This window comes from Rhizobium terricola (assembly GCF_012927355.1).
In the GTDB taxonomy this organism is placed as follows: Bacteria; Pseudomonadota; Alphaproteobacteria; order Rhizobiales; family Rhizobiaceae; genus Allorhizobium; species Allorhizobium terricola.
This window is the reverse complement of the sequence record NZ_JABBGK010000008.1, coordinates 25,867-46,248: the sequence shown is the minus strand read 5'-3', so window position 1 is coordinate 46,248 and position 20,382 is coordinate 25,867. Positions and strand designations below refer to the sequence as shown.

General features: G+C 61.7%; 17 protein-coding genes. 3 read left to right on the top strand and 14 right to left on the bottom strand.

Annotated elements, in window-relative coordinates:
• Positions 1 to 6 precede the first annotated feature (6 nt).
• The 4 genes from HHL25_RS21585 to HHL25_RS21570 form a co-directional block, all read right to left on the bottom strand.
• Complete coding sequence (locus tag HHL25_RS21585) at positions 7 to 1,638, bottom strand: GNAT family N-acetyltransferase (RefSeq protein ID WP_169595305.1); 1,632 nt, start codon at positions 1,636 to 1,638, stop codon at positions 7 to 9.
• Positions 1,639 to 1,775: 137 nt separating this feature from the next.
• Positions 1,776 to 2,267, bottom strand: coding sequence for a hypothetical protein (locus tag HHL25_RS21580; protein ID WP_169595304.1), 492 nt, complete (start codon positions 2,265 to 2,267; stop codon positions 1,776 to 1,778).
• 34 nt (positions 2,268 to 2,301) lie between these two features.
• Positions 2,302 to 3,651 carry an HlyD family type I secretion periplasmic adaptor subunit gene (locus tag HHL25_RS21575; protein WP_169595303.1) on the bottom strand — a complete coding sequence of 450 codons (1,350 nt, stop codon included), beginning with the start codon at positions 3,649 to 3,651 and terminating at the stop codon, positions 2,302 to 2,304.
• A 4-nt stretch (positions 3,652 to 3,655) separates the two neighbouring features.
• Positions 3,656 to 5,854 carry a type I secretion system permease/ATPase gene (locus HHL25_RS21570; RefSeq protein ID WP_390624534.1) on the bottom strand — a complete coding sequence of 733 codons (2,199 nt, stop codon included), beginning with the start codon at positions 5,852 to 5,854 and terminating at the stop codon, positions 3,656 to 3,658.
• Between HHL25_RS21570 and HHL25_RS21565 the strand changes: the two genes are divergently transcribed.
• Positions 5,769 to 6,254: a hypothetical protein gene (locus HHL25_RS21565; protein WP_169595272.1), complete on the top strand. Its 486-nt coding sequence runs from the start codon at positions 5,769 to 5,771 to the stop codon at positions 6,252 to 6,254. The two genes, HHL25_RS21570 and HHL25_RS21565, sit on opposite strands and share 86 nt — an antisense overlap.
• On the opposite strand, the gene HHL25_RS21560 is transcribed toward HHL25_RS21565, so the two are convergent.
• Entirely contained in the window at positions 6,232 to 8,274 is a 2,043-nt protein-coding gene (locus tag HHL25_RS21560; protein WP_169595302.1) for a hypothetical protein, read from the bottom strand. The two genes, HHL25_RS21565 and HHL25_RS21560, sit on opposite strands and share 23 nt — an antisense overlap.
• A 146-nt stretch (positions 8,275 to 8,420) precedes the next feature.
• The gene (locus HHL25_RS21555; protein WP_169595301.1) at positions 8,421 to 9,425 is read right to left on the bottom strand and encodes a fibrinogen-binding protein; all 1,005 of its coding nucleotides are present in this window, start codon (positions 9,423 to 9,425) and stop codon (positions 8,421 to 8,423) included.
• A 684-nt stretch (positions 9,426 to 10,109) separates the two neighbouring features.
• Between HHL25_RS21555 and HHL25_RS21550 the strand changes: the two genes are divergently transcribed.
• Positions 10,110 to 10,883, top strand: coding sequence for a helix-turn-helix transcriptional regulator (locus HHL25_RS21550; RefSeq protein WP_246701931.1), 774 nt, complete (start codon positions 10,110 to 10,112; stop codon positions 10,881 to 10,883).
• Positions 10,884 to 11,206: 323 nt separating this feature from the next.
• Here the strand turns inward: HHL25_RS21550 and HHL25_RS21545 are convergent, their stop codons facing one another.
• From HHL25_RS21545 to HHL25_RS21510, 8 genes are all read right to left on the bottom strand, one after another.
• Positions 11,207 to 12,244, bottom strand: coding sequence for an ABC transporter permease (locus HHL25_RS21545; protein WP_169595300.1), 1,038 nt, complete (start codon positions 12,242 to 12,244; stop codon positions 11,207 to 11,209).
• Positions 12,241 to 13,755, bottom strand: a complete 1,515-nt coding sequence (locus tag HHL25_RS21540) for a sugar ABC transporter ATP-binding protein (protein ID WP_169595299.1) — start codon at positions 13,753 to 13,755, stop codon at positions 12,241 to 12,243. The genes HHL25_RS21545 and HHL25_RS21540 overlap by 4 nt, the downstream gene beginning before the upstream one ends.
• A 79-nt stretch (positions 13,756 to 13,834) precedes the next feature.
• Positions 13,835 to 14,911, bottom strand: coding sequence for a TMAO reductase system periplasmic protein TorT (gene torT, locus HHL25_RS21535; RefSeq protein WP_169595298.1), 1,077 nt, complete (start codon positions 14,909 to 14,911; stop codon positions 13,835 to 13,837).
• 35 nt (positions 14,912 to 14,946) lie between these two features.
• Positions 14,947 to 15,915: a 5-oxoprolinase subunit C family protein gene (locus tag HHL25_RS21530; protein ID WP_169595297.1), complete on the bottom strand. Its 969-nt coding sequence runs from the start codon at positions 15,913 to 15,915 to the stop codon at positions 14,947 to 14,949.
• The gene (locus tag HHL25_RS21525; RefSeq protein WP_169595296.1) at positions 15,905 to 16,780 is read right to left on the bottom strand and encodes a 5-oxoprolinase subunit B family protein; all 876 of its coding nucleotides are present in this window, start codon (positions 16,778 to 16,780) and stop codon (positions 15,905 to 15,907) included. Before HHL25_RS21525 ends, HHL25_RS21530 begins: the two co-directional genes overlap by 11 nt.
• Positions 16,780 to 18,162 (bottom strand): acetyl-CoA carboxylase biotin carboxylase subunit, encoded by a 1,383-nt coding sequence (locus tag HHL25_RS21520; RefSeq protein WP_169595295.1) that lies wholly within the window; start codon positions 18,160 to 18,162, stop codon positions 16,780 to 16,782. Before HHL25_RS21520 ends, HHL25_RS21525 begins: the two co-directional genes overlap by 1 nt.
• Positions 18,159 to 18,398, bottom strand: a complete 240-nt coding sequence (locus HHL25_RS21515) for an acetyl-CoA carboxylase (protein ID WP_169595294.1) — start codon at positions 18,396 to 18,398, stop codon at positions 18,159 to 18,161. Before HHL25_RS21515 ends, HHL25_RS21520 begins: the two co-directional genes overlap by 4 nt.
• A gap of 12 nt (positions 18,399 to 18,410) precedes the next feature.
• The gene (locus tag HHL25_RS21510; protein WP_169595293.1) at positions 18,411 to 19,211 is read right to left on the bottom strand and encodes a 5-oxoprolinase subunit PxpA; all 801 of its coding nucleotides are present in this window, start codon (positions 19,209 to 19,211) and stop codon (positions 18,411 to 18,413) included.
• A gap of 257 nt (positions 19,212 to 19,468) precedes the next feature.
• Between HHL25_RS21510 and HHL25_RS21505 the strand changes: the two genes are divergently transcribed.
• Positions 19,469 to 20,368, top strand: a complete 900-nt coding sequence (locus HHL25_RS21505; RefSeq protein WP_169595292.1) for a LysR family transcriptional regulator — start codon at positions 19,469 to 19,471, stop codon at positions 20,366 to 20,368.
• The last annotated feature ends 14 nt before the right edge of the window (positions 20,369 to 20,382 follow it).

Below are 20,382 nucleotides of genomic sequence, written 5' to 3'. Positions count from 1 at the left end.
CAACGCTCAGTGCAGCATCGGCGGTGGTCGGTCACCTGCCGCAAACCGGGCAGGATAGAAGGCAGGATCCGGGGCCGGTTCGAGGGCGTAGGCGACCCGCGCCAGCGCATCGCGCGCCTTCCCGGCGTAGAGTGCGTCGGTCGCGTCGTCACCCGGAACGTGGTTGCGACAGGCTTCGGCGAAAACACGGGCTGCCTCACGAACCTGCCTGTCGGCGAGCAGCGCGACGCCCCACTTGTAGCGGGCCTCGGTCTTGAGCGGCGCTCGGCGGCAGATATCGGAAAGCAGGTCGGCCGCTTCCCTGAAGCGATGCCGTGCAAGGTGTACGTCGGCGAGACGGAGCATCACCGCCACAGGGTCGCGGAGCCGTGGCAGGAGGGCGCGATAGCTCGCCTCTGCTTCAACCAGCCGGCCCTTTTCGAAGAGAATATTGGCCAGCCAGAATTCCGCGCCACGATGATCCGGCATCACGTCAAGGATCTGCCGGAACCCCGCTTCCGCGTCTGCCTTCTTGCCGGCATGGTAGAGGTCGATCGCCTTCTCGTAGACGAAGCGGACACTGCGGGGATTTAGCCTGTTGCCGAGGTTGAGCCCGCTTCTGGTCCGGAAAAGCGTGCAGCTGATCTGGCGGTCCTCGACGCCGAACATGTACTTGTAGGGCTCGTTGCCGCGGAGGAAATCGTAGGTCCGCAAGCCTTCTGCGATGGCCCTGCGGATGCTGTAACCATGCAGTACGAGGCCCGGCGACGGCGTTTTCCAGGTCTCGTCACGGCCAGTTATGTAGAAGAGCACGGCCTTTTTCTGTCGGTCGATGATGTTCGCCAGCGCTCCGAGCGGTCGTTCTCCATGCCAGAGGACCGGTACGTCGAGATTGCCGTCGGCGAAGCAGTCCTCCAGCATCTCGCGCGACGACCGGACCAGCTTTTCGGTCTTTTCCGCGCCCTTGACCGGTTTCCAGCGTGTTCGCCAGAAATCGAAGAGAATGTCGAGGTCACGCTCGATCGTGTCCTTCGTCGCCATCGTGATGCAATATTCGTCACCGCCTTCGACCGTGCGCAGGAAGCGCCGCAGCTTCTGCCGCGTCTGGCCGCTCATGTGCTGTTCGAGATAGGTGTCCCAGTCATCGGGGAGAGCGATCCTCGGGCAGATCGTGTTGTCGATGTTCTGCTCGTTGCGCGGAACTATGTTGCGGAACATCACATCCGGACCCTGCAAGCCACGGATCATGGCCTCGCGGCGTTCGGGCGGGCCGTTGATGTAATCGAACTTGATCTGCATCCAGTTCTGGCGTTTCAGATAGGTCGTGAAGCCGGCGATCGCCTGGCTCTCATGGTCCGGTCGGGCGATGAAGCCCGTGTAGTCGGCGGTGAAGTTGCCGGCCATGATGATTTCGTCAACGAATATGCCGTCCGCGTTCTGCCGGGTCTGGAGACGAAGAGGAAAAAAGGCGAGATAGCGCCCGTCAGGTCCACCGTCCCGCAGCGCGAGGATGAACCACCGCCGGCGATGGCCGAGATAGCGGTTCAGCCATATCCAGGACAGGAAATGCTGAGCATGCGGATCGGCCATGAAGACATCGTCCCAATGCGGGCGAACGGCCGCAAAGGCGTCTTGCGTCTCTATGACCTCTATCCGCATGATCTGCCCCCATTTCCCCGGCGTCTCGGCGCGGGTTCGAAAGATCCATGTTAGGTCGAAACCTCCGATACGAAACATGCTCCGTTCGGGCGAAAGCGCCTCGCGAAAATGGGTTAGGCGCCGAGTTCCGTGTCCTTCTAGATTTCGCTCTCCAGATGCGTGCTCGCATGGATGAAGCGCCACAGCGACTTGCTGATGTCGGTGATCTCCGCGATGGCGCGCTCCAGCTGCTGCATTTCCTTCGCATCCATCTGTTCGACCTTGCCGTAGCGGATCTCCTCGTCGGTCTCGACAAGCCGCATCAGTTGCGTGCTCGAGATGTCGCCGCGTTCATCGAAGGAGTAGATGCTGTGATTGTACTTGTTGCGGACTTTCGCTTCCTTCTTCAGCCGTGACATGTCGGCGAGGATCGCTGCCCGTTCGGTCGGATCGGTGGAGCGGCGTTTGGCCAGCCGCTCGACGAGATCGATGCGCGCCCGTGTCGTGTTGAGGGTCAGGAAGACGATGATCGCCGTTTCCTTGTCGACTGCCAGAAGGTGGGCAATGACGTAGATCAGCAGGCTTTCGGTGTTGGTCCAGACATAATTCAACCTGCCGACCCTGAGCAGGACGTCCGACATGTTTCCCATCTTCCGTACCTCCTAGCGGCGCCCGACCATCGTATCATTGCTCCTTGAAAGCGCGGGACATGCTGTCGCTGATCGGTTTGGACAGGTAGTCAAAGAAGGTCCTTTCCGATGTCTGGATCAACACGTCGGCCGGCATGCCGGGCACCGGATGAAAGCCGTGTACGCGGGTGATTTCCTGGTCCGAAAGCTCCACTCGGACGATGTAGACGTCCTTCGGAGCACTCATCGTGCCTTCATCGATCGAGTCCGCCGACACGTAAAAGACCTTGCCGCTCAGCACCGGCGTGGTTCGGCGGTTGAGCGAGGAGAGCCGGATGGCGGCGGTCTGGCCTTCGTGCAACTGGTCGATGGAGGTGCGCAGCACCTGGGCCTCGATGATCAGCGGTACCCCTGCGGGGAGTATCTCCATGATCGGTTTGCCGGTGGTGATGACGCCGCCCGAGGTGTGGTAGTAGGAACGGACCACCGTTCCGGTGACGGGTGAGCGGATGACGGTGCGTTCCAGGACGCCGGCCGCTTCGTTCATCTGCTCGCGTACGCTGTCCAGGTCGGATTCCGCTGTTTCCAGGGCATCAAGCGCGGCCTGCTTGCTGGAATTGATCGCGATGACTGCCTCCTGACGGTACTTGGCGATCTGTGCGTCGCTTTCGTTCATCTCGCCCTCAAGGCGCGCGATATCGCCCATCGCATCGGCGATGGCGCGTTCGATGGCCATGAGATCCGTCTTGCTGAGATAGCCGACCTTGACGAGCCGCGCCTTGGAATCCCGCTCCTCCGTCAGCAGGGCCATCTGCCGTTCGAAAGATTTCTTCTGGCCGCCGTAACCATTGAAACGGTATTCGAGCGACCGAATGTTCTTTTCGATAAGATTCAGCTGTTCGGACAGTTTGATCTGCTTGCTGCGAAAGATAACGTTCTGGCTCTGGATGATCGCGTTGACGTCCGGGTCGCTGGCCTGCTTCATGACGATCTCCGGGATCGTCAGATCCTTGTCGCCCTGGGCTTCCGCACGCAGTCGGGCGATCACCGCCTCAAGGCGAAGCCGCTTGAGATTCATTGCTCGCTCATTGGCCAATGCGGCCGTCGGATCGAGCTTGAGCAGGACGTCGCCTTCCTTCACCATCTCACCTTCATTGACCATCATCTCCTTGATGATGCCACCTTCCAGATGCTGGATGATCTTGTTGTTGCCGGTTGCGACGAAGCTTCCCTGGGCGATGATCGCGGAGGCGAGTGGTGCAGTGGCCGCCCAGAAGCCGAAGCCACCGAAGGTGCTGATCAGGACGGCAAGCCCGACGACCGTATGGGTACGTATCGACCGGGGAACGTCGTTGTACCATTCCGGCTGGCCCTGTTCGATCTTCGTTTGGAGCGCGCGTGTCATGGATTCACCTGTTATTGATCTGGCGCGGTTGGTCGTCGGGTCCGGGATTCTTGGCGAGCGCCTTGAGGACCTCTGCGCGTTCGCCGAACATCGCCACCGACCCGTCCTTCAGCACGAGGATCTTGTCGACAGCCTGGAGCAGGGCCGGTCGCTGGGTGATCGTCACCGTCGTGATGCCCTGCTTCTTGGCGTGCAGAAGAGCCCTCGCCAGCGCCGTTTCTCCCTGGGTGTCGAGGTTGGAATTCGGCTCATCGAGGACGACGAACTTGGGATTTCCGAAGAAGGCGCGCGCCAGCGCGATGCGCTGTTTCTGGCCGCCCGATAGAGGGGCGCCGTCGGCTGCCACGACCGTCTCGTAGCCCTGCGGGAAGGAGGCGATCAGTTCGTGCACATCGGCGAGCACGGCAGCCTCGAAGATCTGCCGGTCCTCGACGTCGTCACGCATCCGGCTGATGTTCGCCTTGATCGTGCCGGGGAAGAGCTGCACGTCCTGCGGCAGGTAACCGATGCTTTCGCCGAACTGGCGCTGGTCCCAGTTCCTCAAGTCCATCAGGTCGAGCCTGACATTGCCGGAGGTCGGCAGGATCGAACCGACCAGCATCTTGCCGAGCGTCGTTTTGCCCGAACCCGAGTTGCCGATGATCGCCAGAGACTCGCCCTTCTTCAGCGAGAAGGAGATGCCGTTCAGGATGACCTTCTTCTGCGGCGGCGGCACGAAAAGAATGCGCTCCACATCGAGGCGTCCTTCCGGGTTGGGAAGGCGCAGGCGGGGGAAGTTGAGCGGCGAGCTGACCAGCAGCTGCTTGATGCGGCCATAGGAGGCGGCCGACTTGTTGAACTGGTGCCATCCTTCGATGGCGCCCTCGATCGGTGCAAGCGCCCGGCCGGAAATGATCGAGGCGGCGATCACCATCCCACCCGTCAGGTGGCCAGAAAGCGACAGGTGCGCACCCCAGCCGAGCAGGGCGATCTGGGTCATCATGCGGCAGGCCTTGGAGAGGCCGGCAAACATGATGTTGCGGTCCTGGGCCGCGACATTTGCCTTGAGAGAACCCGCGGTCTCGTGGCCCCACATCCGCACGGCTTCCGGGATCATCGCCATGGCGTTGATGATCTGCGAATTGCGCGACATGGAATCGAGATGGAAGTTGGCGCGGCTCAGGTAACCGTTTGCCTCGGCAAAATGCCGCGCGGTGAAGCGCTGGTTGAGGAACGCGATGACGAACAGCACCGCACAGCAGGCCATGATGATCAGTCCCAGATGCGGATGCACCAGATAGACGACCAGCACGAAGAGCGGCATCAGGGGTGCGTCGAGGAAGGCGATCAGTGTGCCGGAGGTCAGGAAGGAGCGGAGCTGCTGCAGATCCTGCAGGGTTTGATAGTCCTTGCCGCTGCCGTGAAGCGACGCGCGGGCTGCGGCACTCAGGATCGGAGCGCCTAGCTGTACCTCAAGCTCGACCGCCGTGCGCATCAGGATGAAACGCCGGATGGAATCCAGGAAGGCCTGCAGGCCAACCGCACCGACGACGGCTATGGTCAGCATGATCAGGGTATCCATCGAGCGGCTTGTCAGCACGCGGTCGGATATCTGGAACAGGTAGAGAGGGATCGCCAGCAGCAGGATGTTGATGGCAATGGTGAATACCATGACGATCGCCATGTTGCGGCGGACCGCAGCTATGCCCTTCGCGAGGCTGGCCGCAAAATTGACTGGCCCGCTCCGCTTGTGGAAGCCGCTATGTCCGCCGCCACCACCACCGCCACCCCCATTGGAATCTTTCTCGTTTCCGTTCCCGCCTCCGTCGCTCGTCGGGCGGCGGTCGTTCTGCTTTATTGGCCCGCTATCGTTGTCGATGGTGCGGGCAAAGGGTCTGTCCGGTGCGGGGGCGGGTGGTTGGCGTTGCGGTGCCGGGCCTGGTGCCGGTCCCGGTGAATGCGCCGGACCTTCTACTCTCCGATTTGGCTGGGTAACCGGACGTTCGGTTCTTGCTTCGACGGGCCGTTCAGGCCGGACCGTTTCACGCGGCGGCTCCGGTCGCCTCGCCTCGATCGGTTGCCTCGCCTCGGCCGGTTGCTGCGGTGGTGACGTCCCCGGGGGCTGAACAGGTTCGCGAATGCGCAAAGGGCTGGCCGGCGCTACCTGCTCCGGGGCCGGGCGTGCCGGTCTCGGGACGATTGGCTTCGGTGCGGGCGGCGCCATCCTTGCGTCCGGCAGCGGGCTGGTCACGCGCGCCCTGCTGAGCGGCTCCACTTCAGTCCGGCTTCGCGACGCGCTTGCAGCATCCCGGATCGCTCTTGCCCAGGCTTCCAAGGCATCCATCCTTGGTTCTCTCGGTTCCTCGGCGATCGGCTGTCGTGCCGGCTGGGGCTGGCCGAGCGTCGAGAGTGGCCCGGGACCGGCGGCCCGCTTGATGTTTTCCACGGCCGTGTCGATCGCCGCCATGCATGCTTCGGTGAGCGCCGCGTCGTCCTTCCTCTCGGCGTCAGGGACACGCGTGCCCAGTTCCAGCCGGAGTGCCGCGCTTCCGATCAATCCGCTTTTTGCCACCTGGTTCATGGGCTGGTTCCTCCATCAACTCAGGCGATTACGGATTGCATGACGTCTGACGGGCAGGCGTTCGACCAGGACAAGTCGTGGCCCGCATTGATGACCGCATCATCCGTGTCATTGGTCGACGGATCATCGTCGAGAAATGCGATAACCTCGTTGGCCAGCTGGTGATTCACGGGCTGCGGCTGCGTCGCGTCGTCTTCGATGATGCCGCCCTGGATCAGGATCGCGTCGGAATAGACCTGGCCCGCGATATAGGTCGTGTCTCCAAAACTGTCATAGTCGATGATCTCAGCGATGTTCACGACCGCATTGCTGCCGGTGTCGATCGTCACCTGCGCATCCTCGTTATTGGCGAGGAGTTCGGCCGCCGCCTGGGTGACGTGGTCCGCATCGCCGAGAACGCTCACCTGCTTGATGTAGGTGACATCGTAGAGGTTGCCCGTGATGTAGAGAACATTCAGCCAATCGTAGCCGCTGAAGTTGACGTCGGTGGCGAGATCCTGCGGCATGTCCGGATTGCCGTCCTGAATACCCTGTACCGTCTGGTTCATGTAGTCCGGCATGGTTTCGAAACGGTCGTCGTCGCCGACATTCTGGATCGAAGCCTGGTTCCATAGAAGGTTGTTGCCCGTCTGGGTCACGATGCCTTCGGGGCAGCCGTCGGCTCCGATGATCCAGTCATTGTCGTAGAGCACCGCCAGTTGGCTGATGATGTTCATGTCGAGCATGTCGCCGCCGACGATGACCAGGTCATACTGCATGCTGATGCCGAGATAGGCGGTAATGTTCAGTGCCACATTGCCGCCAAGCAGGACCGAGGTTTCGCTGCCGGTCGTCGTGACGATCATCTGGTCGTTGTCGGTGATGAAATTGTACTGTTCGATCCATTGGACGAAGCAGACATCACCCTCGATGACACTGACGCGCCAGTCCGACGGGAAGGTCGGCTCACCTTCTGCGGGCGTCTCGGGCTCCGAACCGGGGTCGCCATAGGTGTCGCGCTCGAAAAGAGCGACGTTCATCGCGACGGTCGAGGATTGCTGTGGGCCGTCGCAGTCACCCCACTGCGCCGAAGGTGCGAGGCCGTTGGTGTCGTTGTCGCTATAGATGTAGGCTTGGGTGATCATGTCGACCTGGTGATAGTCGCCCATCACGCTCATTGTCGGAGCGATCACACCTGTGTTCGTTACGGCCGCTATGTTGGCGACGATATTGGCGCCGGCGCCGACGTCGAGGATGTTTTGGGGCCCGGCGGTCTGTTCGATCGAGGTCTCCGTGCCTTCTTCGTCAATATCTTCCGGAGGCTTGGCTATGCCGCGGTCGGGCAGCAGGTCCTCGAGAACAGGTGCCTCGTCGGTCAGTTCGCCGTCGACGTAAGTGCCGTCGATCCGATTTCCTGCGAGAACGAAATCGACGTCCGCATCGGTGCCGAACGCGGTTGTTTCATCGTTGAGCAGGCCTTCCTTGAACGCGTGAATATCATCCGCGATCTTGACGAGGTCTTCATAGACGTCGGTGCGATCGAGGGCGGCGAAGGAGGTGAAAACCGCAGCCTTGGTCGCATATTCGGCGAGCCGCTCCACGACGAAGCTAGTATCCAGCTTCGCATGCTCCTCGCCTGTCATGTTGAGATAGTCATCGTCCTGCAACAGGTTGAACTGGGACATGTGCGAGATGGTCGAGCCCGGTCCGGTATAAACCTCGAGTTCTTCTTCGACCGGTACGGATGCGCCCCAGCCGAAATGGGGGAACCGCGTCCCGGCGGACGCAATGTCGGACAAATCATCAACGATCTCTTGAAATGACGGTCCCGTGGGCGGCTCCGTCCCGATCTGACCCTCAAGCTCGAACGGCCCGCCCTTGTAGACAACGCCGGGACCGAAATCCTTGAGCAGCAGCTGAGAGGCAAAATCCGGATCCAGTGCCTCCAGATCCGGCAACGGTTCTGCCGCCTCGGTTGCCACTTCGCCCTGGGTGTAGCCGATGCGCATTCGCACTTCGTCGATGATCGCGTCAAAGTGGCCGATGAAGTGTGCGATGATTTCCGACGTCTTCTCGGTGTGCATGTCCGCCTCCCTGTCCGAGCGGACCGCGATGTCGCCCTGTTGAAACCAACCGGTGCATCGTCTTTTCCGCTCCTACAGCCTCAAACCATTGAACTGCACCGACCCTCTCGGCCGGTGCAGTTCTTCTTGCCTTGGGGGAGGCCTGGTCAGGTGCCCGTGGAATCCTCGCCGACGTCGGTGACATGCGAATTGCCGCCGATGACGCTGCTGTCGATCGTGTTGCTCAACAGGTTCGCGCCCTGGACGAATTCGAAGTGGAAGCCCGAATTGGCCAGGATCGCCGAGGCATCGGCCGTGCTTGCGCCCGCGACGTCGTCGCCGGACCGGAGGTCCCAACCCTTGCCATCGAGATCCATGCCCTCATCGCTGTTGGCACCCCCGCCGGTGGCATTGAGATGGTTCTGCGCGCCACCGTTCTCCATGCGGACTTCCCAGGCTGTGTCCTGGTCGGCCAGATGGTTCGCCTGAACCGCGCTGAACCCGGCGCTGTTTCCGGCTCCGTTGAGGGAGTTGTTGAGGATGTTGTCGACATCCAGGCTGAAGGAGAAGTCGTCCCCGATGTCGAAGGTGAGATCGCCGCCGGCAACGCCGAGGTTGGCGAAGTCGTGGACATCGTTGATCGTGCCGAAGTCGTCGTCGGACGAATTGAAGCTGTCGGTCGTCGTCACCGTCTTGATGTCGGTTTCCGTCTCGGTGATCGTCTTGATGTCGGTTTCGGTTTCGGTATTGGAGTAGGACTTGCTATCATAGCTCCAGTCGTTGTCCTGACTGTTGTCCTGACTCCAGTCGTTGTCGTTGTAGTTGAAGCTGTCGGACGTCGACACCGACTTCGTGTCGGTGTCCGTCACTGTCTTGATGTCGGTCTCGGTTTCCGTGTTCGAATAGGACTTGCTGTCGTAGCTCCAGTCATACTCGTTGTCGCGGTTGTTGCCGTTGTTGGCGTCAACGTCGACCTTCACGTCGGTGTCGATGTCGACATCCGTGCTTTGGTCCGTGTTGTCGCGATTGTCGCCATTGGCGAGGCCGCCGACATAGCCGGTTGAATCGTCCTCGATTTCCGTCGAGTTGATCGCGCTATTGGCAAAGCCGTCAGCGAGTGCGCCGACCGTGGTGATCTCGGTATCACCGTTCGGATCGTAGAATTGAGGCATTTCCATTCCTCCAAAAAAAAGCGGAGCAGCTTTCGAAATCCCTCTCATCTCAAATGGGATCTAACTCGCGCTTGCTCCGTACTGTTGAACATAGCAGATGCACTCCACACCCGTTCATCTGCTGCAACTGATGTAATTCGGGACGATCCTCCCTTAAGGATGCGTTTTCCCGTTCCGTCGGCGAGAGATCGCCCCGGTTTAGTTTCTTTTCTTCTTGTCTTGTTGATCGCGATTGTATTCTTTTTCTTACTCCGAAGGAGCCCGCGTCTTTCAGAGCGCATGTTCCCAATCGTGATGACGCCACTCAATACCAAAAAAAACGAGGTTTCCAGCCACGAATTGGGATTAGCACCAATGGCGGCGGGGTCTGTCGGCATCGGCGAGGGGCGATAGGGACGACGGCAAAGCCAAAGAAAAGGCTGATTAATACTTGTGGAGCGAGACTGCCTGGCCAGCACCGACGCGAGCTCGTTCGAGCGTGCGAAAACGGCACGGGTTAGTGTGTTTGGCCTAGAAAAACGACGTTTTCCGCGTCGAGATAACCCAAAATGGTCATTTCCATCTCACTTATTTCGAACTACGATCATTAACTAATGCTTAAAGAACGATGGCAGTGGGGGCCTGAGTTGGTTCTCCCGAGGGGTGATACTGTATCGAGTAGTCGAGAACCAAGGGGAGGCGTGAATGTTGATGGCGGAATCTCACATTAGCGAGCCTGCACGGCATTCGCAGGCCGGGATCCATGGAAATACGATACTTATGATCGCGGATCAGGATCTGTTGTCAGAGTGTCTCGCTGTAATTCTGTCCAACAAGTTTCCTGCGCACGAAGTCGTCGTCCGTCCCAGCCTGGCCGAGGTAACGGAAGAAGAATTGAACGATATCAAGCTCGTTCTTCTTTACCGTCTGCCCGTCGAGGAAATACAGGCTGTCGTTCAGCGTTTTCATCGCGGGAAGAATCGCGCGGCGATGGCGATGGTCGTCGAGGGGACCGAAAAGCTTGAAGGCTATTTCCGAAGACTTGCGGAGACCCGCATAATTGACGGGATTTTGCCGCTCAATCTGCGCCTTGACGTCTTTCTGGCGGCGACCGACTTGCTGGCCAAGGGGGGTGAACATTTCCCGTCGGCGCTTCTGCAGCGGTTGAGCAACGACCCGGCCGCCGACGAGTCGGACAGTCTGGGCAGCGAACTGGTTTCGGTGGCGCGGACAAGCAACCTGGCACTACCCTCCGGCGACATGGCGGCGCTCACGACGCGCGAGGTGCAGATCCTCGACCTTCTTTGCGAAGGGACGCAGAACAAGATCATCGCCGACAAGCTGCACCTTTCCGAAAATACGGTGAAGGTTCACATCCGGAATATCTACAAGAAGATGCATGTGCGGAACCGCACGGAGGCAGCTTCGCGCTTCTTCAACAATGATCGGGCGATGCAGGCTGGCAAGCGCCGTAACTGACCGCCGGATCCCAGTGGCGCATCCGCTTCTTACAGGTCCGATTTTCGGATCCTGACGTAGGCGCGTGTCAAGTCGAGATGGCCGGCTGAAGTGATACTAATTGCAATGGGTTAGGCGTCTAATCAATATTGTAGGTTTCGCTTATATAGGGTCGGCGGTATGATTGGTCTTCGCCGTTCGTCCCCACTATCTACCGAATGGCGTGACGGGGCCGACCGCACGATCCCCTGCAGCCAAAGGTGGTCGGCCCCACATCCCAGACTTCGAAGTGACCTCCAGGCCGCGCGGTGAGAACCGCGCGGCGCTTCGCGTGCATCCTGGTGTCAGCGGCTGCCGACCAGCATGCGGTAGCGGAACTGGTCGATGACGACGGCCAGGATGAGAAGCGCCCCCAGGAGCACCATCTGCATATAGGAGCCGATCTGCATGAGGTTCATGCCGTTCTGAACCAGCACGATGAAGAAGGCGCCGAGAACCACGCTTTCCACCCGTCCGATGCCGCCGCGGAGCGAGACGCCGGCGATCACGCAAGCGGCGATCGATTCCAGTGCGATCGTGCCGCCGAGATTGGTCTCGCCACTTTCGACACGGGCGGTGAGCAGCACACCGGCGACCGAGGCGAGAAGGGCGCAGATTATGTAGGCGAGGAAGAGCGTGCGCTTGGTGTTGATGCCGGACAGGTTGGCCGCCTTGATGTTGCCACCGATCGCATAGATGCGCGCGCCGGAGCGGGTGCGGTTCATCAGGATCCACATTCCAACGATGGCGACGACGGCGATCAGGACCGGCACGGGTACGCCGAGGATGCGGCCGAAGCCAAAGAAATCACCGAATTCGTAAGGGAGATTGCCGATCGGCACGCCGCCGGTCAGGTAGAGCGCGATGCCGGCACCGACCGATTGGGCGCCGAGCGTCATGATGAAGGGAGAGACACCGAACTGGGCAATGCCGAGGCCGTTCAGCGAGCCGATGGCCAGCGCGGCGAGGAAACCGGCGAGGATGCCGAGTAGGATGACGAGCCAGACCATGTCGGGGAACATGGCGGCGACATAGACCATGACCGAGGCGGAGACCACAGAGGTCAGCGCAATCGAGGTGCCGACGGCCAGATCGAAGCCGCCGGTGACCAGCACCAGCATCTGGCCGAGCGAGACGAGCACGAGATAGACCGACTGGCGCGCGACATTGGTGAGGTTGTCGAGGGTCAGGAATTGTTTCGAGGCGATCGTGAAGAGCACCAGCGCGGCGACGAGGAAGAAGGGCAGGACGCCGAGCTTGACGAAGACGGCCTTGAGAGCCGCGAGGGCGGAGAAGGAGGGCTTGGCGTCGGCGACCGACGCGGATTCGAGCTTGGTGTTCATGCCGATTGTCTTTCCTGATCGAAGAAGGCGCCGAGAACCGCCTGTTCCTGAATGGCTTCGCCCTCGAACTCCGCCGAGATCCGGCCGTTGCGGAAGACAATCAGGCGATGGGCGAGATGCATGGCCTCGGGGAGGTCGGAGGAGATCACCACGACGGCCTTGCCGGCCTCGGCGATCGCCTTGATGATGCGATAGAGGGCGGCACGGGTACCGACGTCGACGCCGACGGTCGGTTCGTCGAAGATGTAGATGTCGTAGTCCTCGCCGAAACTCTTGCCGAAGAGGATCTTTTGCTGGTTGCCGCCGGAGAGTTTTGAGGCGGTGCGCTCGAGGAAGGCTTCGCTCAGATCGACCTTGCCGCCGATCTCGCTGGTCAGCGCCTTGACGCCGCGTGGCGAGAGGAGGCCGAGGCCGGCATTGGTTTCGTGGCGGTTGAGGACGGACAGCGCGATGTTGGCGCGGGCCGTCGCGCCGAGCAGCAGGCCCTCCTCCTTGCGGTCGGAGGGCAGGAAGAAGACGCCGTCGCGCAAGAGGTCGCGGGTGGGCGAACCGGTCCGGTCATGGCCGTGAACGGTGACTGTTCCGGCCTCGACCGGCAGCAGCCCCATGACAGCGCGGAAGGTACGGGACTTGCCGGAGCCGACAAGCCCGGCGACGCCCAGCACTTCGCCACGGCGGACGTCGATGTCGACGCCGTCGACGCCCCAGGCCTTCAGGCCGCGGATGGTCAGCACCGGTTCGGCGACGGGATTGCGTTCGATATGCGGATAGATCTCGTCCATCTTGCGGCCGGTCATCATCTCGACCAGCACTGTTTCCGACAGGTTTTCCGCGCCGATCGTGCCGATCAGGCGGCCGTCGCGCAGCACGGTTATGCGGTTGGCGATCGCCTTGAACTCCTGGATACGGTGGGAGATGTAGACGATGCCGACGCCCCTGGCCTTGGCCTGGCCGATGAATTCGAACAGCTTTTCCGTCTCGCGCTCGGTTAGCGACGCCGTCGGTTCGTCGAGGATGAGGATGCGCGCTTCCTGGTGCAGCGCCTTGGCGATCTCGACCATCTGCTGTTCGGCACGCGACAGCGAGATGACCGGGCGGCGCACGTCGATGGCAAAGCCCAAGCCGGCAAACAGCGCCCCGGACTCCTCGACCATGCCGCGACGGTCGACCAGGCCCATCTTGCGAGGTTCCTGGCCGAGGAAGATGTTTTCCGCCACGGTCATGGTCGGGACCAGGGAAAATTCCTGGAACACGGCGCCGATGCCGGCTGCCCGTGCGTCTTTTACTGAAGAGAAGTGCTTTTCTTCGCCGTCGATGCGGATGCTCCCCTCGGTCGGCGCGGTGACGCCGGCGAGAATGGAGATCAATGTCGATTTTCCGGCGCCGTTCTCACCGAACAGAACGTGGACTTCCCCACGTTCGAGCGAGAAGTCGACGCCGTCCAGCGCGCGTACGCCCGGGTAGGATTTGGCGATGCCGGTCATTTCGACAAGAGGTGCAGTCAATGCCATCCGTATCGGTCCGTGAAGTCGTATCGCTTGAAAAATTGGGGGCGGTCCCGGCGCATTCGCGCGTCGGGACCTTGGGGTGTCAGTTGACCGAGAAGACCGGCTTGAAGCCGTCCGGCGGCAGGATGTTGGTCTGCGGCACGCTTTCGACGTTCGACGGGTCGACGACGAAGATCTTCGGGCCGACATGCTTGACGAGTTCCTTGCCTTCCAGAGCACGAACGGCCTGGTCGACGGCGATACGACCCTGAACGACCATGGAGTCGGCGGGAGCCGCGAGGATGAAGCCGCGCTTGATGCCTTCGTAGACGCCGGGCGTCATGTAGAAGGCGAGCAGGTCGACCTTGCCCTTGAGACCGCGTTCGCGGATGAGGCCCTGCGCCGCTTCGGCGGTGACGGCCGTGCCGGCGACATAGCGGACGTCAGGCTCGGCCTGCAGCACGTCCTCGACCAGCTTCAGCTGTGCTTCCTTGCCGGTGTCGCCGTACTTCGGCTCGAGCGCCTTGACGGCCGAACCCTTGATGGCTTCGAGGAAGCCCTTGTTGGCGGCTTCCACCCAGCCGGCGCCGGCCGGACCAGGGAACCAGCCGACCTTGACTTCTTCCGAGCCGGCCGGGTGCTTTTTGGCGAGATAGGCGCCGGTCTCAAAGCCCATCGTGTAGAAGGAGACTAGCGACTTCGCGGTCAGGTCCGGCGAGGACATGCCGTTGATGACGTCGATGACCGGGATGTTCTTCTTCTTGATTTCGCTGACGAGGTTGTTGAGGCCGTCAAACGAGATCGCGCCGATGACCACGGCCTGGGCGCCGCCGGCGACGCAGTCCTCGATCTGGCTGATCTGCTTGTTGAGTTCGGTATAGCCACCGGCTTCGACCAGGTTCAGCTTCACGCCGAGGTCCTTGGCCTGTTCGGCAACACCGTAGTCGACGCCGAGCCAGTAGGCGTCCTTCATGTGCGGGAAGGAGACGCAGATGTTCCACGGCTTCTCCGCTTTTTCGAGCGGCGAATAGTCGACGTCGACCGACTTGCCGTCGGCGGCGAAGGCGGGCTCGATCGCCTGGGCCGGGTAAGGGTACCAGGCATCGGCGGCGAGCACCGGGCTTGCCACCGCAAGCGCCAGCATGGAGCTTGCGAGCGTCGTTGCAATCTTGTGTTTCATGGTCGTTCCCCTGTTTTGAGTTGGCAATCTAGGTTTCAGAAAAGCGCGCGGATCTTGTCGATCTGCGTTGCCCGGTCCTTCCGGGCGGTCAGGGCGGTTTCCATGTCCACCTTGACGAAGCGGGTCGGCGTGTGCGGCTGCAATTGGCCGATCAGGTCCATGTCGGCCGAGATCACCGTTCCGAGCATGAAGTAGCCGCCACCGGAAACCGCATCGCGATGCAGGATGATCGGTTCCGTGCCGCCCGGCACCTGGATGGAGCCATAGGGGTAGCAGGCATCGACGATGTTGGACGGATCCGAACCCGCGCCGAAGGGCGGGGTGCGTTCGACGAAGTCGAGCTTGCGTCCACCGCGGAAACGGTAGCCCATGCGGTCTGCTTCCGGGGCCACCTTCCAGGTGTCCTCGAAGAAGTTCCGTCCGGCTTCCTCGGTGATGCGGTGCCAGTAGAGCCCCGGCAGGACGCGCAGTTCGGCCGGCATGCCCGGCTTGCGGCGCAAGGCTTCCGGGATCGACTTGCCTTCTTCCGCCTTGCCGGCCGTTCCGACCGGCAGTTCGTCACCGGCGGCGATCGGGCGGCCCTTGAAGCCGCCGAGAGCGCCGATCGCATAGGTGGAGCGAGAGCCGAGAGCGAGCGGCACGTCGATGCCACCGGAGACGGCGATATAGATGCGGGCGCCGGTCTTCAGGAAGTCGAAGGTCAGAACCTGGCCGGCCTTGACCTTGAAGGCGGTCCAGCCGGGCTTTTCCTCGCCGTCGACCTTGATGGGCATGTCGGCGCCGGTCACTGCGACCATGGCGTCCTCGGTGAATTCCAGCTTCGGCCCGATGAACACCGCTTCGAGGCCGGCAGCACCCTCGTCATTGCCGACGAGCAGGTTGGCAGCCTTCAGTGCCAGGCGATCCATGGCGCCGCCGAGCGGGATGCCGAGATGGAAATAGCCGGGACGGCCGAGATCCTGGACGGAGGTCGCAAGACCGGGATGTTGAACCTTAATGGCCATGGAGAACGCCCTCCAGCTTCGCGTTGTAGCCGTCGATGTCTTTCTGGAATTCGTTGAGGTCGAACTTCACCTCACGGATCGGGGGGACGAATTGTCCCTTGTCGACCGCCTCGACCGCTGCGTCATAGCCGTCGCGATCGACCGGCTTGAATTTGACGATGTCGCCCGGACGGAAGAACACCATGAAGTCCTTGAGGTAGGAGGTGGTCTGGGTCGGGTCGTAGATCGGCATCGGCGTGATGCCGAACATCTGGTAGCCGCCGGCGCCGCGCACCGAATAGATGCAGCCGAAGCAGCCGCCATGACCGACGGTGAGGCGCGGGGTGTCGGTGCGCGGGCGCAGGTATTTCGGCACCTGGATCTGCCGCTGACGCTCGACCATCTGGTACATGAAGGGCAGGCCGGAGACGAAGCCGACCATCGAGACGAACCAGGGCGAGCCGGCATGGGCGGTAATGAAGTCGTCGACCGAGCCGTAGTCGTTGATGCGAGCGGCGTAGTCGAGGTCCGTGCCGGTCGGGTCCTGATGGCGCTCGCGGAAACGCATCAGCGTCTCGTGCGTCCAGGGGTCATTGTAGAAGACCGGGATTTCGACGATGCGGGTGGTGATGACCGGTTCGGACTTCGCCGCCGCGACCTCGATTGCCTGTACTTCCTTCAGGATGTCGTTCGGATGGATGACATCGGGGTCGAACTTGATCTGGAAGGAGGCGTTGGCCGGGCAGATCTCGGTCACGCCCTTGATCTTCGCTTCCTTGATGCCGGAGGTCATCGACAGCGAGTTGAAGAAGGCCTCGAGCGACATTTCCTCCGAGCATTCGACAAAGAGGTGCTCGTCACCCCCGAATGTATAGCGCATGGGCATCAGGCAACCTCCTTGGATGCGACAAAGGCCTTGAAGTCCGTTTCCAGCCAGGGTTCGAGGAACCGCGTGTGAACGTCGCCCGATGCGACCGACGGGTCGGCGGCAAGCGCCTGGTGGAGCGGAATTGTGGTGGCGAGGCCGCGGATCTCGAGATTGTCGAGGGCGTCGGCGAGCCGGGCGATGCAAGCGTCGCGGGTTTCTCCCCAGACGATCAGCTTGCCGAGCAGCGAGTCGTAGAAGGGCGGAACCGTGTAGCCTTCGTAAAGCATCGTGTCGAAGCGTACGCCGTCGCCTTCAGGAACACCGAGCGCCTCGATGGTGCCCGGGCCCGGCAGGAAGCCACGGGCCGGGTCTTCGGCATTGATACGGCATTCGATGGCATGGCCCGCGACCCGGATGTCGTCCTGGCGGACCGAGAGCCTGTCACCGCCGGCGACCTTGATCATCTCCTGCACCAGATCGATGCCGGTGATCATCTCTGTGACCGGATGTTCGACCTGGATGCGGGTATTCACCTCGATGAAGTAGAATTCGCCGGTCGTCTCGTCATAGAGATATTCGACGGTGCCGGCGCCGCGGTAGTTGACCTCGCGGGCAAGGGCGACCGCGCTGGCGCAGAGTTCCTGGCGCACGTCGTCCGGCAGGCGGAAGGAGGGAGCCTCTTCCCAGACCTTCTGGCGGCGGCGCTGCAGCGAGCACTCGCGTTCGAAGCAGTGCACGGCATCCTCGCCGTCACCGAGGATCTGCACCTCGACGTGGCGGGCGCGGGTGATCACCTTTTCGACGTAGAGGCCGCCGTCGCCGAAGGCGGCGAGCGCCTCGGCCGAGGCCTGCGGGAAATGGCGCTCGAAATCGTCCATGGTCTCGGCGATGCGGATGCCGCGGCCACCGCCGCCGGCAGCGGCCTTGATCATCACCGGAAAACCGATTGTCTCTACGATCGTGCGGGCCGTGGCCAGGTCGTCGATGCGCCCCTCGGAACCCGGCACGGTCGGAACGCCGGCGCGCTTGGCGACCTTGCGGGCCTCGACCTTGTCGCCGAGCAGGCTGATCGCGCCTGCCTTCGGGCCGACGAAGATCAGGCCGGCATCTTCCACGGCCTGGGCGAAGGCGGCGTTTTCGGAGAGGAAGCCATAGCCCGGATGGACGGCATCGACACCGGTCTCCTTCGCCGCCTTCAGGACGGCTTCGATATTGAGGTAGGACTTGGCCGCTGACGGCGGCCCGATCTCGACCGACTGGTCGGCGAGCTTGACCGCGAGCATGTCGCGGTCGGCGGCCGAATGGACCTGGACGGTCCGGATGCCGAGCGCCTGGGCGGCGCGGATGATCCTCACCGCGATCTCGCCCCGATTGGCAATGAGGATCGAACGGATGGTCATGCCTCCACCTCGGCGACGGCCTGGCCAGCCATGATCGGCTCGTTGTCGTCGGCGACGAAGGTGATCTTGCCGGCAGTGTCGGCGTGAACCTCGTGGAAGGTCTTCATCACTTCGATCAGGCCAATGACGTCGCCGACCGCAACCTGGTCACCGTCGGCCTTGTAGGCCGCGGCGTCCGGCGACGGCTTGCGGTAAAAGGTGCCGGGCAGGGGCGATCTGATCTCGAGCTTGCTCATGGTAGTCTCCGGTTATCTGACGATTTCTGAAATGGGGGCGATGCGGATGCCTTCGGCGATCAGCGCTTCCCGCATGTTGCGCACGATGTCGAGCGCACCCAGCGTGTCGGAATGGAAGCAGATGGATTCGAAGGGCACCTCGATGTCCTTGCCGGTGACCGTCGTGACGAGGCCTTCGGTGCAGGCGCGGACCACCTTGCGGGCGATCGCCATCGGATCGGGGCGCCCGACGTCGCGGGTGAAGACGATCGAGCCGCTCTCGTCGTAGTCGCGGTCGGCATAGAATTCCCGTACCACCGGCTGGCCGACTTCGAGGGCGGCTACTTCGGTCGCCGAGCCCGCCATGCAGAAGACATAGGCGTTCGGCGCGACGGTGCGCATGTAGTGGACGAAGAGCTGGGCGAATTCCGGATTGACGGCCATCTCCATGTAGAGCGCGCCGTGCGGCTTGACGTGCTGCAGGGTGGCGCCGTGGCGGCGGGCGAATTCGCGGATCGCGCCGACCTGATAGACGATGTCGTTGACCAGTTCGCGGGCCGTGCCGTTGATCTTGCGGCGGCCGAAACCCTGAAGGTCGTTATAGCCCGGATGGGCACCGATGCCGACGCCGTGCTCGACGGCGACGCGGACGGTATTGTCCATCAGGTTCGGATCGCCGGCATGGAAGCCGGCCGCGATGTTTGCGGAACTGATTAGTCCCATCAGGGCGCTGTCTTCGGTGTCGCCGACACGCCAGCGGCCAAAGGCCTCGCCCAGATCACAATTGATGTCTACGACCTCGAGTGCCACTTTTCTTCCCTGTCTTGCCTGCATTTTGTGCAACGCAGCGAGATGCCTGCGTATTTGTCAGAAAACCGTAGGAAGAAAAATTTCATTTGAAAAATTCTATTTTCAGAAGCTCGTTATCTGATATTTGTATGGACGTGGGTTGTAGGCTCTCCGAGTGGAATCCATGAAAATCAGGCGTTTTCTTTCCGTGTTGACGGGAATCTCGGCCGGTTCTGCAATCCATACGATTTGCGATCTGATTTTCAGATGTCGAATATTTCAGATTCAGATTGGCGGATGGCATGTCGCTCAGCCTTAGACAAATCCGATATTTCATCGCAACCGCGGAGGCGGGACAGGTATCCCAGGCTGCGGTGAACCTCTCGATTTCGCAGTCGGCCGTCACCACGGCGATCAAGGACCTCGAGGAGACCGTCGGGGCTGGTCTCTTCGAGCGCACGCCACACGGCATGGAGCTGACGGCGGCGGGCCGCCGTTTCTTGTCCCAGGCCTATGAAATCCTGCAGAAGGTCGAAGAGGCAACGCAGCTCAACCTGGTGACCCGCGAGGTGAAGGGCACGCTCAGCATCGCGACGACCTATACCGTCATCGGCTACTTCCTGCCGTTTCATATCGAACGCATGAAGCGCCAGTTTCCCGGGATCGACATTCAGCTTTTCGAGCTCAACCGAGAATCCGTCGAGGAGGGGCTGCTGACCAACCGCTACGACATCGCGGTGATGTTGACCTCGAACATCCTGAACCCGGAACTGACCACCGAGAAGCTCCTGAGCTCGCAGCGGCGTCTGTGGGTGCCGGCGCGCCATCGGCTGCTGAGCGAGGACGGTGTCGGGCTCAAGGAGGTGTCGGAGGAGAACTACATCATGCTGACGGTGGACGAGGCGTCGCACAGCTCGCTGAAATACTGGAGCCAGACCGCCTATCTACCGCGCATCACCCTTCGCACCTCCTCGGTCGAGGCGGTGCGTTCGCTGGTGGCGAATGGGCAAGGTGTGGCGATCCTGTCGGACATGGTTCACCGCCCCTGGTCGCTCGAAGGGCGGCGCATCGAGACGATCGCGCTGACCGATCCGATCCCGTCGATGGATGTCGGCCTCGCCTGGCGGCGCAACGGGGAGTTCAGCCCCGCGATGGAGGCCGTCCGCTCCTATTTCCGCCGCTCGTTCAACATTCCCGAATAGTTCCGCCGGCAGGA

What these genes read in the sequence shown, in the direction of transcription:
- HHL25_RS21570 (WP_390624534.1), bottom strand. Translation starts at nt 5,854, where the DNA reads ATGGCGCCGCCCGCACCGAAGCCAATCGTCCCGAGACCGGCACGCCCG.
- HHL25_RS21555 (WP_169595301.1), bottom strand. Translation starts at nt 9,425, where the DNA reads ATGCCTCAATTCTACGATCCGAACGGTGATACCGAGATCACCACGGTC.
- torT (WP_169595298.1), bottom strand. Translation starts at nt 14,911, where the DNA reads ATGAAACACAAGATTGCAACGACGCTCGCAAGCTCCATGCTGGCGCTT.
- HHL25_RS21550 (WP_246701931.1), top strand. Translation starts at nt 10,110, where the DNA reads ATGTTGATGGCGGAATCTCACATTAGCGAGCCTGCACGGCATTCGCAG.
- HHL25_RS21510 (WP_169595293.1), bottom strand. Translation starts at nt 19,211, where the DNA reads ATGCAGGCAAGACAGGGAAGAAAAGTGGCACTCGAGGTCGTAGACATC.
- HHL25_RS21525 (WP_169595296.1), bottom strand. Translation starts at nt 16,780, where the DNA reads ATGCCCATGCGCTATACATTCGGGGGTGACGAGCACCTCTTTGTCGAA.
- HHL25_RS21530 (WP_169595297.1), bottom strand. Translation starts at nt 15,915, where the DNA reads ATGGCCATTAAGGTTCAACATCCCGGTCTTGCGACCTCCGTCCAGGAT.
- HHL25_RS21565 (WP_169595272.1), top strand. Translation starts at nt 5,769, where the DNA reads ATGCGCAAAGGGCTGGCCGGCGCTACCTGCTCCGGGGCCGGGCGTGCC.
- HHL25_RS21515 (WP_169595294.1), bottom strand. Translation starts at nt 18,398, where the DNA reads ATGAGCAAGCTCGAGATCAGATCGCCCCTGCCCGGCACCTTTTACCGC.
- HHL25_RS21540 (WP_169595299.1), bottom strand. Translation starts at nt 13,755, where the DNA reads ATGGCATTGACTGCACCTCTTGTCGAAATGACCGGCATCGCCAAATCC.
- HHL25_RS21505 (WP_169595292.1), top strand. Translation starts at nt 19,469, where the DNA reads ATGTCGCTCAGCCTTAGACAAATCCGATATTTCATCGCAACCGCGGAG.
- HHL25_RS21585 (WP_169595305.1), bottom strand. Translation starts at nt 1,638, where the DNA reads ATGCGGATAGAGGTCATAGAGACGCAAGACGCCTTTGCGGCCGTTCGC.
- HHL25_RS21545 (WP_169595300.1), bottom strand. Translation starts at nt 12,244, where the DNA reads ATGAACACCAAGCTCGAATCCGCGTCGGTCGCCGACGCCAAGCCCTCC.
- HHL25_RS21575 (WP_169595303.1), bottom strand. Translation starts at nt 3,651, where the DNA reads ATGACACGCGCGCTCCAAACGAAGATCGAACAGGGCCAGCCGGAATGG.
- HHL25_RS21520 (WP_169595295.1), bottom strand. Translation starts at nt 18,162, where the DNA reads ATGACCATCCGTTCGATCCTCATTGCCAATCGGGGCGAGATCGCGGTG.
- HHL25_RS21580 (WP_169595304.1), bottom strand. Translation starts at nt 2,267, where the DNA reads ATGGGAAACATGTCGGACGTCCTGCTCAGGGTCGGCAGGTTGAATTAT.
- HHL25_RS21560 (WP_169595302.1), bottom strand. Translation starts at nt 8,274, where the DNA reads ATGCACACCGAGAAGACGTCGGAAATCATCGCACACTTCATCGGCCAC.